The 13,506-nt window shown below is 72.3% G+C and carries 10 protein-coding genes; 5 read left to right on the top strand and 5 right to left on the bottom strand.

Annotation, left to right across the window (positions count from 1 at the left end):
- Positions 1–58: 58 nt before the first annotated feature.
- The 5 genes from QZ433_RS02045 to QZ433_RS02025 form a co-directional block, all read right to left on the bottom strand.
- The gene (locus QZ433_RS02045; RefSeq protein WP_295779777.1) at positions 59–508 is read right to left on the bottom strand and encodes a hypothetical protein; all 450 of its coding nucleotides are present in this window, start codon (positions 506–508) and stop codon (positions 59–61) included.
- Between the two features lie 424 nt (positions 509–932).
- On the bottom strand, positions 933–2,909 hold the full coding sequence (recQ, locus tag QZ433_RS02040; RefSeq protein WP_295779776.1) for a DNA helicase RecQ: 1,977 nt from the start codon (positions 2,907–2,909) through the stop codon (positions 933–935).
- A gap of 145 nt (positions 2,910–3,054) precedes the next feature.
- On the bottom strand, positions 3,055–7,053 hold the full coding sequence (eccCa, locus tag QZ433_RS02035; RefSeq protein WP_295779775.1) for a type VII secretion protein EccCa: 3,999 nt from the start codon (positions 7,051–7,053) through the stop codon (positions 3,055–3,057).
- A complete protein-coding gene (locus tag QZ433_RS02030; protein WP_295779774.1) occupies positions 7,050–8,024 on the bottom strand; it encodes an FHA domain-containing protein in 975 nt (324 codons plus the stop codon). Before QZ433_RS02030 ends, eccCa begins: the two co-directional genes overlap by 4 nt.
- Entirely contained in the window at positions 8,021–9,385 is a 1,365-nt protein-coding gene (locus QZ433_RS02025) for a hypothetical protein (protein WP_295779773.1), read from the bottom strand. The genes QZ433_RS02030 and QZ433_RS02025 overlap by 4 nt, the downstream gene beginning before the upstream one ends.
- A gap of 290 nt (positions 9,386–9,675) precedes the next feature.
- Here QZ433_RS02025 and QZ433_RS02020 point away from each other — a divergent pair, with 290 nt between their 5' ends.
- The 5 genes from QZ433_RS02020 to QZ433_RS02000 all read left to right on the top strand — a co-directional run bounded on the left by QZ433_RS02020 (position 9,676) and on the right by QZ433_RS02000 (position 13,466).
- Positions 9,676–9,987 (top strand): WXG100 family type VII secretion target, encoded by a 312-nt coding sequence (locus QZ433_RS02020; RefSeq protein ID WP_055831852.1) that lies wholly within the window; start codon positions 9,676–9,678, stop codon positions 9,985–9,987.
- A 29-nt stretch (positions 9,988–10,016) separates the two neighbouring features.
- On the top strand, positions 10,017–10,304 hold the full coding sequence (locus tag QZ433_RS02015; protein ID WP_295779772.1) for a WXG100 family type VII secretion target: 288 nt from the start codon (positions 10,017–10,019) through the stop codon (positions 10,302–10,304).
- Positions 10,305–10,405: 101 nt separating this feature from the next.
- Complete coding sequence (locus QZ433_RS02010; RefSeq protein ID WP_295779771.1) at positions 10,406–10,795, top strand: hypothetical protein; 390 nt, start codon at positions 10,406–10,408, stop codon at positions 10,793–10,795.
- Positions 10,792–12,084, top strand: a complete 1,293-nt coding sequence (locus QZ433_RS02005; RefSeq protein ID WP_295779770.1) for a S8 family serine peptidase — start codon at positions 10,792–10,794, stop codon at positions 12,082–12,084. The genes QZ433_RS02010 and QZ433_RS02005 overlap by 4 nt, the downstream gene beginning before the upstream one ends.
- Positions 12,081–13,466, top strand: coding sequence for a hypothetical protein (locus tag QZ433_RS02000; protein ID WP_295779769.1), 1,386 nt, complete (start codon positions 12,081–12,083; stop codon positions 13,464–13,466). The genes QZ433_RS02005 and QZ433_RS02000 overlap by 4 nt, the downstream gene beginning before the upstream one ends.
- Positions 13,467–13,506 lie beyond the last annotated feature (40 nt).

The raw sequence follows: 13,506 nt of genomic DNA, 5'->3' as shown, positions 1-13,506 counted from the left end.
CGGGCGTGCAGTGGGGCCTGTTCGGTTCGGCCGTGCTGCAGCTGGGCACCCGTGAGCATCACGACAAGTGGCTGCCCGGCATCATGAGCCTCGAGATCCCCGGCGCGTTCGCGATGACCGAGACGGGCCACGGCTCGGACGTGTCGGCGGCGACGAGCTCCTCGAACCCGGCGATGTTCGCGCCGTTGTTCTCTTCACCGCCGAGGCGCTTGGGGAACGCCCGGTGCACCGCCTTGTTCTGCACGAGCAGGTGCAGCTGGCTGAGGGTGCGCTCGCGGTGCGCATCCATGCCCAGGCTGTCGTCGCGCCACAGAGCAGGGTCCTTGATCATCTCGCGCGCCTCGCGGCGGATGTGGCCCCACGTGCCGAGCAACAGGTCGGTGACCCGCTCGGTGTCGATGCGGGCTTCAGCTGCCTCGGCGGCGGAGTGCGGCGCGGTGGGCGCACCTCCGACGGGCGTGCGCGTGCTCGTGGCGGGCGTGGTGGGACGGACGGCGGCGTCGGTCATTCTCGGCACCTTTCGACGTTGCAAAGGGATGCCACCACGGTAGGTGTCCCACAACGTCCGCTCAAACATCCTGTGCGATGACGACAACGACGCCGGGCTCCGTGGCGCCGGGTCGTTGTGGGTGGTCAACATTCCCGTGCGTGCGCTGAGCGCCGATCGGCTCGGCGCACGCACGCTCCGCGGCGCGCCCGGTCCCGCGCTCCCCCGCGGGGACGCGAGACTGCACCCGGCTGACAACTCGGTGACATCCTGCAACCGATTTGTCAGCCGGATGCAGTCTCGGCACGCCGAGCGACCGGCGCGAGCCACCGGCGCGAGCGACCCGGGCGAGCGACCCGGGCGAGCGACCGGGCAGCGCGCAGCGCGGGCGGCGCGGAGCGCGGCCGGTGCGCGGGGCGGCCGGCGGGCCGACCCGCCGCCCGGGTCAGTTCGCCGCGACCACCGTCAGGATGCCGTCGCCGTAGGCCTCGCGCTTCTTGGCGCCGATGCCGGTGATGCCGTCGAGGTCGCCGATCGACGCCGGGCGGGCTGCGGCGATCGCGCGCAGCGTCGCGTCGCCGAACACGATGTAAGCGGGCACGCCCTGCTCCCGCGCCTTCTCGGCGCGCCAGGCGCGGAGCGCCTCGAACAGGTCGCGATCACCGGGCGCCACGTCGTCGGCGCTCGATTTGCGCTGCCGGCTCGAGCTCCCGCCGCCCGTGCGGCCGAGCGCGTCGCGGCGCAGCGGCACGGGCGTCTCGCCGCGCAGGACACCGCCGGATGCCTCACTCAGCGCGAGGGTGCCGTAGTCGCCCTGGGCCACGATGATGCCGCGCGCGAGCAGCTGGCGGATGACGCTGCGCCAATCCTGGTGGGAGAGGTCGGCGCCCAGTCCGTACGTGCTCAGGCGGTCGTGGCCCTGCTGCGCGATGCGCTCGGTCTTGGCGCCGCGCAGGATGTCGATCAGGTGCCCGGCGCCGAAGGCCTGGCCGCGCTCGCGCTGCAGACGCACGATCGTCGACAGCAGCTTCTGCGCGGCGATCAGGCCGTCCCACGTGTCGGGCGGCGTGAGGCACGTGTCGCAGTTGCCGCACGGCTCGGAGCGCTGGCCGAAGTAGTCGAGCAGGTTCTGCCGCCGGCATCCGACCGTCTCGCACAACGCGAGCATGGCGTCGAGGTGCTGACCGAGACGCAGCTTGTAGGAGCGATCGCCCGGCGATTGATCGATCATGCGCCGCTGCTGCACGACGTCGCCGAGGCCGTAGGCCATCCAGACCACCGAGGGATCGCCGTCGCGACCCGCACGACCGGTCTCTTGGTAGTAGCCCTCGACCGACTTGGGCAGGTCGATGTGGGCGACGAAGCGCACGTCGGGCTTGTCGATACCCATGCCGAACGCGATCGTGGCCACCATGATGACGCCGTCGTCGCGGAGAAAACGCGACTGGTGCGCCGCGCGCACCGAGGAGTCGAGACCGGCGTGGTACGGCAGGGCGTCGAGCCCCTGCGACGCCAGGTAGGCGGCGGTCTGCTCGACGGTTTTGCGGCTGAGGGCGTAGACGATGCCGGCGGAGCCCTCGGGCTGCGAGCGGATGAACTGCACGAGCTGGCGGCGCGGGTCGACCTTGGCGTCGATGCGGTACTGGATGTTGGGCCGGTCGAAGCTGGCCACGAAGCCGCGGGCATCGCGCAGCCGCAGGCGCTCGACGATCTCGCGCGCGGTCTCGGGCGTGGCCGTGGCGGTGAGCGCCATACGCGGCACCCCGGGGAAGCGGTCGGCCAGGTCGCCGAGGGCGAGATAGTCGGGTCGGAAGTCGTGACCCCACTGCGACACGCAGTGCGCCTCGTCGATCGCGATCACGCTGAGCCGGCCGCGCGAGAGCAGGCCGAGGGTCTGCGCCCCGTTGAGCCGCTCGGGGGCGACGTAGAGCAGGTCGAGCTCGCCGGCGAGATAGGCCTGTTCGACGGCCTGCCGCTCGGCGGGCGCCTGGGTGGAGTTGAGGTAGCCGGCGCGCACACCGTTGGCGATGAGCGCCTCGACCTGATCGTGCATGAGGGCGATGAGGGGGCTGACGACCAGCCCGGTACCGGGGCGCACCAGGGCGGGCACCTGGTAGGTGACGCTCTTGCCCCCACCGGTGGGCATGAGCACCACGGCGTCCCCGCCGTCGACGACGTGCTGGACGATGTCGGCCTGATCGCCGCGGAAGGCGTCGTAACCGTAGACCTCGTGCAGCACCGCCCGCGGGTCGTGCCCGGTGAAGTCGCGCACGGCGGGCAGCTCGCGGGCCGTACCGGTGGCGACGGCGGCCCGCGCGAAGGCCGAAGCGGGGTCGACCGGGGGCGGCGGCGCGTCGAAATCCTCGGGCGGGGCGAAGAGGTCGGGGTCCCAGTCGGCTCCCGCGTACGGGTCGTCGGGGATGTCGTACGACTCGGGCGGTGCGTCGGCGTACGACTCGGAGGCGGCGCCGGGATGAGTCACCCCTCCACGGTAACCCGGGCCGCCGACACCGACACCGCCCCGGTGTCCATCGGACGGAACCGGGGCGGTGGGGAGGAGGGGCGACTCAGTGCGCGGACGGCGAGAACGCCAGCTGCGCAGCCACCAGACCGTGCTCGCGGCTGACGATCTGCGCGCGCCCGGGCGCCGCCCGCTCGGGCTTGACCCGGCCGATGAGAGCCCCCTCTTCGGGGTTGCCGCCGAGGAGGATGCCGGTCACACCCAGGTCGGTGAAGCGCTGGATGATCGGGTCGTACGCCGCGCGGCTGGCGCCGCCCGAGCGTCGGGTCAGGATGACGTGCAGGCCGAGGTCGCCGGCCTGCGCGAGCAGCGGCTGCAGCACCGCCAGCGGATTGCCCTGGCTCGTGGCGACGAGGTCGTAGTCGTCGACGAGGATGAACCCCTCGGCCCCCTTCCACCAGCTGCGCTCGCGCAACTGCGTCGGCGTCACGTCGGGACCGGGGATGCGCGTCGAGAAGTACTGGGCGAGGTCGTTCATGCCGCCCGTGGCCAGGTCGTGCGAGGTGAGGTAGGCGCCGAGGTAGTCGTCGGGGATCTCGCCCAGCAGCGCGCGACGATAATCGACCACGAAGATCTTCGCCTCGGCGGGGGTGTAGAGGCGCTGGATCTCTTCCGCCACCGCGCGCAGGAACGAGGACTTGCCCATCCCCGAGTCGCCGTAGACGAACAGGTGCGGTTCGGTCCGCGGGTCGACGCCGAAGGGCGACAGCTGCGCCTCTTCGATCCCGAGCAGCATGCGCGGGTCGCCGGGCTCGGCGAGCGCGCGCACCTCGTCGAGCGAGATGAGCTCGGGCAGCAGACGGAGCTTCGGTCCGGGCTGGCCGTGCCACGCGGCCGAGACGCGGGCGATCATGTCGGTCACGCCGTCGGCGATCGTGGCCGGGTCGTCGGAGCCGTCGATGCGCGGCACCGACGTGAGCATCTGCAGAGAGGTCGAGCTCAGACCGCGGCCGGGCTGGCCGACGGGCACGTTCGCGGCCTGCTTGCGATCGACGTCGGAGTCGGTCGGATCTCCCAGGCGCAGCTCGAGGCGCGTCTGGATGAGGTCCTTGAGGTTCGCGCGGATCTCGAGCCACCGGTTCGCGGTGACCACCACGTGCACGCCGAAGCTCAGACCGCGCGCCGCGATCGTCTGCACGCGCGCCTCGAGCGCCTCGAACTCGCTGCGCAGGGTCGACCAGCCGTCGACGATGAGGAACACGTCGCCGAAGCCGTCGTCGAGGCGCCCCTCGCGCCGGCGCGAGCGGTAGGTGTCCATCGAGTCGACGGCGTTGCGGCGGAAGTACTGCTCGCGGGCGTCGAGCACGGCCTCGACCTCGGCGATCGCGCGGCGCACCGCCTCGGGCTCGGTGCGCGTGGCCACACCCGACACGTGCGGGTGGCGCTGCATCGCGGTAAAACCGCCGCCACCGAAGTCGAGCACGAAGAACTGCAGCTCGAGAGGCGTGCCGGTCAGGGCCAGGGCCGACACGAGCGTGCGGGCGAGGGTCGACTTGCCGCTCAGCGGCGACCCGACGATCGCGACGTGACCCGCCGCCCCGCCGAGCGAGACGGTGAGGTGGTCGCGGCGCTGCTCGAGCGGGATGTCGACGACACCGATCGGCACGGTGAGGGCGCCCGCATCCCTCCAGCGCCTCGACACCAGGCCCAGCGCCGGATCCTCGGCGAGGTCGGGCATGAGCTGATCCAGCGGGGTGGGCTCGGCCAGCGGCGGCAGCCACACCTGGTGCGCCTCGGGGCCCCGGTCCTTCATGCGGTCGACCGCGATCTGGAACGTCGAGCGCTTCTCGGCCACGGGGGTCGCGGGCGACGCGGGCGCGGCATCCGTCCGCTCCTCCTCATCGTCGGGCTGGGCCGCGGCGGTGAAGACCTCGACGCGGGCCGGACCCGCGATCGCCGCGCCCTGGCTGTCGACGCTCGTGCCGGCGAGGCCGCGCGGGCGACCCGAGACGTAAGCGGCGCGGAACTGCACGAGGTTCTCGGTGTCGCTCTTGAGGAAGCCGACGCCCGGCTCCTGCGGCAGCGTGTAGGCGTCGGCCGTGCCGATGATGGTGCGGGACTCGGATGCCGAGAACGTGCGCAGACCGATCCGGTACGACAGATAGGTGTCGAGGCCGCGCAGCTTGCCCTCTTCGAGACGCTGCGAGGCGAGCAGCAGGTGCACGTGGAGCGAGCGGCCGACGCGGCCGATGTTGAGGAAGCTGTCGACGAACTCGGGCTTGGCCGTCAGCAGCTCGGAGAACTCGTCGACCACGACGAGCAGCGCCGGAAGCGGCGCGAGGTCGGTCCGACCCCCGCGGCGGGCGGCCTCGTACTCTCCGACGTTGGCGAAATTGCCCGCCGCGCGCAGCAGTTCCTGGCGGCGCACGACCTCGCCCTGCAGTGCGTCCTGGAAGCGGTCGACGAGAGCGAGCTCGCTGCCGAGGTTGGTGATGACGGCCGAGACGTGCGGCATCTCGGCCATGCCGGCGAAGGTCGCACCTCCCTTGAAGTCGACGAGGACGAAGTTGAGCTGCTCGGGCGAGTGCGTCATCGCGAGCGCCAGCACCAGGGTGCGCAGCACCTCGGACTTGCCCGATCCGGTCGCGCCCACCATCACGCCGTGCGGACCCATTCCCTGGGATGCCGACTCCTTCAGGTCCAGCACCAGCGGCGCACCCGAGGGCTGCTGGCCGATGGGAACGCGCAGGCGGTCGCGTTCGAGGCGCGGCGTCCACGCCTGATCGAAGTCGACGGCGCGGACGTCGGGAAGACCGAGCAGCTCGGTCAGCTCCGCCTGCCCCTGGGTGGTGGGCGCGTCCGCGACGACCATCGGCGCCGGGCGCAGCGGCATGAGCCGGCGCGCGGTCGCCTCGGCCTCGGCGATGCTCATGGCATCCGGGACGAAGCTCTGCGCGCGGCCCGCGCCGTCGATGAACTCGGCGAGCGCGGGGGCCGCGGGGGCGTTCGGGCGTCCCCGCGGCGCCGGGGCGGGAGCGTCGGGCAGGGCCACGCGGGCGACGACGGGATCGTCGAGTTCGTCCCAGCGCGTCGGCAGGTCGATGACGGTGACGCCCTGCGCGCCCTCGAGTCCGGCCAGGGCGCCGCCGGTGGTGGCATCCACTCCGTCGACGACGAGGATCACGTGCGGGGTGACGGCCGCCCCGGGACTGAAACGGGGGCGCGACGACAGTTGCGGCGGCAGCATGTCGACCAGGTCGTCGATGGATGCCGCGATCATCCGCGCGGGGCCCAGTCGGTCCTGCACGCGCGACGACATCGCGTGCGGCAGCCACTTGACCCAGTCCCAGGCGGGCGTCTGCGCAGCCCCCGCGAGCACCGCGATGACCACGTCCTCGGGGTCGTGCAGGGTCGCCGCGGACGCCACGAGGGAACGTGCCAGGCTGCGCGCGCCCTCGTCGTCGGAGCCGACGAGCTCGATCCGCGCGTAGTCGGCGAGGGGGAATCCGAGCGGCAGGTCGCGCTGGATCTCGTGCGTGAGCATGAAGCGGTGCGCGGCCGAGGCGGCGACGGGATCGAGCTGGGCGAGCGGCGGCAGCTCGGGCGCCTCGAGGGTGAGGCTCAGCGGCTGGTCGGCCACGCCGATGCGCGCGAGGAGGAAGGTCGGGTCGCCGGGCTGGCGCTCCCACACGCGCGAGCGCTCCTCGGCGATGAACGGCAGGGCGGCGGGCGCGGGCATGATCCACCCGCCATGGCGACGCTGCTTGCGCGCGGCGACGCGCACCGTGTCGCGCAGGTCGGACAGGTAGGCGAGGTACTCCCGGCGGTTGCCGAGCACCTGGGCGTTGCGCTGCGCGCGCTGCCGCCAGCCGTTGACCGCGACGAATCCCAGCGACGACAGCAGGAACATGCCGCCGATGAGGAACCCCGTCGGACCGCTGTTCGAGATGGTCACCATGACGATCGCGCCCACGCTTCCCAGCATCGGCAGGAGCGAGGTCAGGATGCCGCTGCCGCCCTCGTTCGGGACGAGCTCGGGCGGGGGCTGGACGACGATCCGGCCGTCGGGGAGAGAGGGCGGGGCGATGCGCGGACCCGTGCTCACACCGGACCTCCGATCAAGCGGCTGAGGGTGAAGATGCGTTCGCCGAGGCGCACGCGCGTGCCGTCCTCGAGCAGGGTGCGCGAGCCCGGTCGCAGCACGTGGACCGTACCGTCGTCGTCGATGAGCTCGGATCCGTTCGTCGAGCCGGCGTCGATGACCCACGCGGTGTCGCCGTCGTGCTCGAGCCGCAGGTGGGTCTTCGAGATGAGGCGGTCGGGGTCGTCGACCGCGACGACGACATCGCCGGGCTGCTCGGCGACGGGCGCGCGGCCGAAGAGCACCGCCGCGGGCAGGGCGAACTGCGCGCGCTGACCCGTGTCGAAGACGATCAGCAGCTGCGCACCCCCGACCGATGCGACGGCCGAGGGGGCGACGGGGCGCTCCCCGGCCACCGTCCGGGACTCGAGGGCGACGAGCGGCTCGCCCCACGCCGGGGCGTCGGGGAGGGCGGCGGCGGAGGCGTCGACGCGCAGCGGTTCGCGCGGGGTCGCGGATCGCGCGTGCACGGTGGGCTCGGCGAGGGCGCGGGGGGCGTCGGCATCCGTCCCGCTCGTTCTGCGGGGCACGGCGAGCAGGACGGTTCCGGCGGCGCGGTCGGCCCACGAGCGGCGCCGTCCGGAGCGGTCGAAGGCCGCCGAGGCCACCACCACCCACGCACCGGCCACGAGGATCAGCCCGCCGAGCACGACCAGTCCCCCGCGCACGAAGGCCCGACCGGCTCCCGGGACCATCGGAGCCTCGACGCGGGACGCGCGCAGACCGAACAGCAGGGCGCCCGGGGTCGCTCCCCGTCGCGCCTGCAGGATCCACAGACCCAGCAGCGCCTCGGCGGCGACCGCCGCCCCCAGGATCGGAGAGCTCAGAAGGGATGCCACGCCCGCGGCGATGACGACCAGGGCCGCGTCGACGCTGAAGGCTCCCACGCGCACCCCCACGGTCGCGGGCGCGCCGAACGGCGGCGTCTGCGTCATGTCGCCATCATCGCACGCGCGATCTCGATCGCCCCGGCGGCGAGCAGGCCAGCCGGGAGCGACAGAGCCGTCGCGAGCGCCTCGAAGACGTCGCCCGTGCGCGACCACCCGAGCGAGCGCAGCCCCCGCCCCACCGGGACCACCAGCAGCGCCGTCCCCAGCCCTCCGAGCAGGAGCAGACCGGCCACGAGCACGAGCAGGTCGGGCGTGAACACCGGCAGCAGAGCGGTCACCGCGGCGGCCACCACCGCGACCGCCCCGGCGCGGGCGACCCACCGCAGGAACGGGACGGTACTGCGCCGCGAACTCAGCAGCAGAGACAGGACGACGGCGGATGCCAGGGCGATCCGCCCGCCGAGGACGACGGGGCCGTCGCCCGCGAACGTCGGGATCGCGACGAACGCGCTCGCGGAGCCCGCGGCCACGAGCAGCACCGTCCCGACGCTGAGACGGGCGGTCGAGCGCGCCACGAGCGCGTCGGCGTCGTCGGCCTCGATCGTGCGCACCTCGTCGGGGACGGCCTGGCGCACCGTCCACCGGGTGCTCTGGAAACGGTCGTAGTCGATGAACGTGCCGGGAGCGACGTCGACGAGGCTCGACTGCAGCACGCGCTGCGCGACCGGGACCAGACCCAGCGTCACGGCGGCCGGCGCGGAGGGGTCGAGGTGCAGCAGCAGGGCCACTCCCCAGATCGCGGCGAGGACCGCGGCGATGATCGCGGCCGTGCGGCTCTGGGCGCGCAGGGCGTCGGTGAGGCCCACGACGCCGAGGACGCCCGCGACCACCGCGGACGCCAGCAAACCCGTGAAGACGGCGACGAGCGTCGTCGAGGCCGGCAGGTCGGGCACGACGGCCGTCCCCCCGCCGAAGGCGAGGGCGACCACGCCGACGACCGGGGCGAGCGTCGCCGTGCGGGGGCGGGCGCGCAACCCGACCGCGATCGCGGCGAGAAGGGCCCCGACCAGCGCCACCGCGCCGACGATCACGCGCACCTGCACGGGCAGGGTTTCGCCCCCGAGCCCACGGATGAGGGCCAGGATGCCACCCCCCGCCGCCAGGACCGCCCACGCGGCCGAGACGCGCGTCGCGGCGCGAGCGATCGCCGCGCGCCCCTCCTCCCCAGGCGGAACGACCGAGGGATCCACAACGACGAGGACGACGCCGTCTTCGAGGGCCGACATCGCCGTGGGGCGGGGGACCTCGCGACCGGCGATACCGACCACCCGGGCACCCGGCTGCATCGCCGCACCCGCCGCGCGCAGGACGTCGTCGACGCGAGCGTGCAGGGGAACCACCAGATCGAAGCGGGATTCGCCGTCGATCAGGGCGACGCGCCGCCCTTGCGTGACCTCCGCGCTCACCGCTCCCCCTCGTCTGCGCTGTGCACCGCCTCGCGGGCGGCAACCGCACCAGCGTAGCCGCCGCTCGAGCGGGCCTTCCGTCTTTCCTGACCCCACCGGGGATAAAGATGAGAACTTTGTCATCTTCGAATATCCACAGGGGGTTGTCGTTCTTCTTCGGAATTACGTAACGTCGATGCCCGGTGGGGGCTCCGATTTCCTCCATCGACGCCGTTCCGGGTCAGCGATTCGAGACGGTCGACAGATCCCCAACGCCCGGGCGCGCCCGGAGGAACATCGAGGAGACAGACGTGGCAGATCTCATCGCAGCCCAGGAGGGTGCGCTTCGTCGCGGAGCCGAGGCGGTCAACACCGCCAAGTCGGGCATCGACGAGCAGGTCCGCAAGGTCCGCACCGAGCTCGACCAGGTGGCCGGCTTCTGGACCGGCGCCGCCGCCGGCTCGTACACCCAGCTCATGCAGCGCTGGAACGAAGAGACCACCAAGCTGAACAACGTGCTCGTCACGCTCGAGGACGCCCTGCGCGGCACCGAGCGCGACCAGGCGGCTTCCGAGGAGTCGCACCAGCAGACCATCGGCAACCTGGGCTCGCTGCTCGGCTGACCCCGCTCGACTCGAAAGAAGGAACCCCCATGCAGTCCATGTCCGTTCGTCCCGAGCAGGTCATCGCCCTCTCCGGTCAGATCCGCAACGGCGCCTCCGGCATCCGCACCCGTCTCGACGAGCTCGAGTCCCAGGTCGGCGCGCTGCGCGCCTCGTGGGACGGCGAGGCGCAGGTCGCCTACGACCAGGCCCAGGCCCAGTGGACCCAGTCCATCACCCGCCTGAACGAGCTCCTGCAGCAGATCGCCGGCAAGACCGAAGAGATCGCCCAGGGCTACACCTCGACCGACAAGTCCGCCGCCGGCCGCTTCGTCTGAGTCGCCACGAACCGGCGGCCGCTTCGGCGGCCGCCGGTTCGTGCGGTCCGCCCCGGGCCGCTTTCCCCTTCAGCCCCCCGCTTCACGAAACGAGGAGTTCCATGAGTGGTCCGATCGGCTACGACAGCGACCAGGTCCAGCACAACGTCGTGCTGCTCACCGAGGTCCCCGAAGAAATCCCGCCGAGCGCGACCATCAGCGAGGTCGAGGGGAACCGATCCGAGGACACCTCGGCAGAGTTCACCCGGCACCTCGAGCAGCGCGCCGATCAGCTGGCCACCGAGATCGAACGGGTCCGATCGTGGGTGGCGGAACACGCCCGAGCGCTTTCGGACGCGGTCACCGCACTGCAAGAGCGGGACGCGATGGGGGCCGACGAGGCGCAACAGGCCCTGTCGGTGATCGACTCCGCGACGAGCTCCCCACCCACCGGCAGCGCGGGCGCGTCCACATCGTCGACGCAGTCCTTCATCTCGGGGCTGACGCGATGAGCCATCGTCACCGACTCTGGTCGCTGCTCGGCTCCGCGGCCCTCGCCGCGATCATGTGCGTCTCGACACCACTGGCAGCCTCCGCAGCCGACGATTCCAGCGCCCCGGGCAACAACGCGCAATGGTGGGCCGACACGTACGGTGTCGGTGCCGCGCATGCCGCCGGGCTCACCGGCGCAGGCGTCAAGGTCGCGGTGATCGAGAGTCAGATCAACCCCGACCTGCCCGTCTTCGAGGGGACCAATCTCTCAATCTCCGACAAGCCGCTCTGCAAGAGCGATGGAGACGCCGTCACGACCGAAGCAAATTCTCCGGCCATCCACGGAACGACGATCACGGCGATGATCATCGGCAACGGGACCGGAGCAGGCCTCGTCTCGGGCATAGCGCCCGACGCCGACCTGACGTTCTACGGTCTGGGTCCGCAAGCGGGCTGCACGAAGAACGACACCGGCGGCCTGAGCGACTTCGGTTTCAACGTGAAGAATGCCGTCGATGACGGCGCTCGGGTGATCGTGTCGGCTGTTTCGATGGTGGCGTCCGAGGCCGACGCCCCCGTCATCGCCTACGCCGTCGCACGCGGAGTCGCGATCGTCGCGGCCTACCCCAATCCGAACTCGGGGGTGAATGTCGCGAAGGACTACACCGGCATGAACGGCGTCGTCGGAGTGTCGGGCATCGACTCCCAGGGCAACCTGCAGGTCCAGGATGACGGAACCCCCTTCGTCATCCCCTCGACGACGGTCGTCGCCTCCGGCTGCTGCCTGCCGACAGTCGGGTGGGCGGGGGATTGGTCGGCTTCCTCCTCGCGGCAGGGCTCGTCCTACGCCGCGCCGACGGTGGCCGGCATGCTGGCGCTCGCCGCGCAGAAATACCCCGAAGCGACGGGCAACCAGCTCGTTCACGCGCTCCTGTCCAGCACCAACGGCGCGCAGCATGAACCCGTCAGAGCCGACGACGGTTTCGGGTACGGCGCCGCCTGGCTGCCCACGCTCCTCGAGACGGATCCGTCCTCGTTCCCAGACGAGACCCCTCTCATGCAGGGACCGTTCGGCGCACCCACCGCGGACCAGATCGCCTCCGCCCGCGCGAACGGCTTCGAGGCACCCGAGACGCAACGGCAGAGCACGTTCGACCGAGAAGCGGCCGGCGCGAACACGTTCGACGTCGGCTCCCTCGTGCCCTGGATCATCGCCGCAGTGGTGGGTCTCGTCATCGTCGCCGCAGCGATCACCGTCATCGTCGTCATCGCGCAACGGCGGAAAGTCCGCGGGAGGAATGCATCATGACCGGCCCCAATGAACAGCGATTGATCGATTTCGCCGACAACGGCAACGCCTGGGCCATGCCCGGGCGAATCCCCCTGCTCGAGGGACTCACCTCGTTGCAGAGCGTGCTCCAGAAAGTCGCCGCCGACCCCGGTGTCATGGGGCAGAGCGGAGAAGCCGCCAGCTCGACGTTCGCCGCCACCGCGACCGAGGTGCAGAAGCAGATCAACTGGATCCAGGTCACGGCCGCGATCAGGATCTCGCAGGCCAACAGCATCCGCGAACGTGCCCGCGAGTCGCTCGCTCAGCTTCCCGCGGGCAGCATGTCGGGCGGACAAGAAGCCGCCGTTCGAGCCGCAGCCGTCGGGTCGTCCCTCGTTCTCGGTCCGGTTGCATTCCTCGCCGGCGAAGGGGCGTCCGCGGCCATCAACGGCTATCTCGCGAACCAGCGCGAGCAGGCCGCGGCCGACGCCATGTCGACGCACGCTGCGGAGATGGACGCCCTCACCCTCGACGAGCCACCGACATTCGACGTCTGGTCGGACGGCTCGGCGGGCACTTCGCCCACGCCGACCGGTGACAACGCGGGCGGGAACCTCGGACGCTCCGGCAGCCCCACCTTCTTGCCCGTCCCGGTCGGTGGACAGCCTGCGTCCCACGGCGACGCCGGCGGCGGGGACGCCGAACTCGACCACTACGGTCCCTTCTTCGCCGACGATCCTCACGTGAATCTCGGGACGAAGCCTCCGATCGACCTCGGCGGCATCCCGCCCGAGCCCACCCCCGACGGACCGCTCACCGGCACGCCCACGCTCCCCGGCGTCATCCCGTCCGCCCCCGGTGGCGGGCACCTCGGCACCGGATCCGGCGGACTCGGCGGCGGCGGGCTGGGCGCCGGGCTGGGCTCGGGACTCAGCGCCGGCCTGGTCGCCGGTGGTGGCGGCGCCGCCGCGCTCAGCCGTCTCGCCCGCGGCGCCGGGGCCCCCGGCGGCAGCCTCTTCGGTGGCGGCACGTCGTCGACGGCCGCATCGGGCCGCGGCGGCGGACTGCTCGGAAAGACGTCGCCCGCAGCCTCCGGGCTCGGCACGCGCGGCGTCGGCGGTCTCGCCGGCGGAGCGGCCGGAGGCGGGGCCCCCGGCTCCTCCACGGCACGCGGCGCAGGGATGCGCGCAGGAACCACCGGGGCGACAGGCGGGAGCAGCGCCGCCGGTGGCGGCGTGCGCGGAGCCTCCGGCGGCGCCGGCACGCGCGGTATCGGCGGAATGGGCGGCACCGGTTCACGCTCCGAGCGCCGCGATGAGATCGCCCGCGGTCTGGGCGGCCCCATCGCCCCGCGCATGGAGGACGACGAGGAGATCGGGCCCCGTTCCGAGAACGCGCAGGCCGGCGAGCGCGACGAGTGACGTCGACCGCGGCCACCCCCATCACCCGAAGAAGAGGACA

Origin of the sequence: uncultured Microbacterium sp., from assembly GCF_913776565.1 — a bacterium.
Taxonomy (GTDB): Bacteria; Actinomycetota; Actinomycetes; order Actinomycetales; family Microbacteriaceae; genus Microbacterium.
The sequence above is the reverse complement of the archived record's forward strand: the minus strand, read 5'-3'. Positions and strand labels throughout refer to the sequence as shown.

What these genes read in the sequence shown, in the direction of transcription:
- QZ433_RS02000 (WP_295779769.1), top strand. Translation starts at nt 12,081, where the DNA reads ATGACCGGCCCCAATGAACAGCGATTGATCGATTTCGCCGACAACGGC.
- QZ433_RS02010 (WP_295779771.1), top strand. Translation starts at nt 10,406, where the DNA reads ATGAGTGGTCCGATCGGCTACGACAGCGACCAGGTCCAGCACAACGTC.
- QZ433_RS02005 (WP_295779770.1), top strand. Translation starts at nt 10,792, where the DNA reads ATGAGCCATCGTCACCGACTCTGGTCGCTGCTCGGCTCCGCGGCCCTC.
- QZ433_RS02015 (WP_295779772.1), top strand. Translation starts at nt 10,017, where the DNA reads ATGCAGTCCATGTCCGTTCGTCCCGAGCAGGTCATCGCCCTCTCCGGT.
- QZ433_RS02045 (WP_295779777.1), bottom strand. Translation starts at nt 508, where the DNA reads ATGACCGACGCCGCCGTCCGTCCCACCACGCCCGCCACGAGCACGCGC.
- QZ433_RS02030 (WP_295779774.1), bottom strand. Translation starts at nt 8,024, where the DNA reads ATGACGCAGACGCCGCCGTTCGGCGCGCCCGCGACCGTGGGGGTGCGC.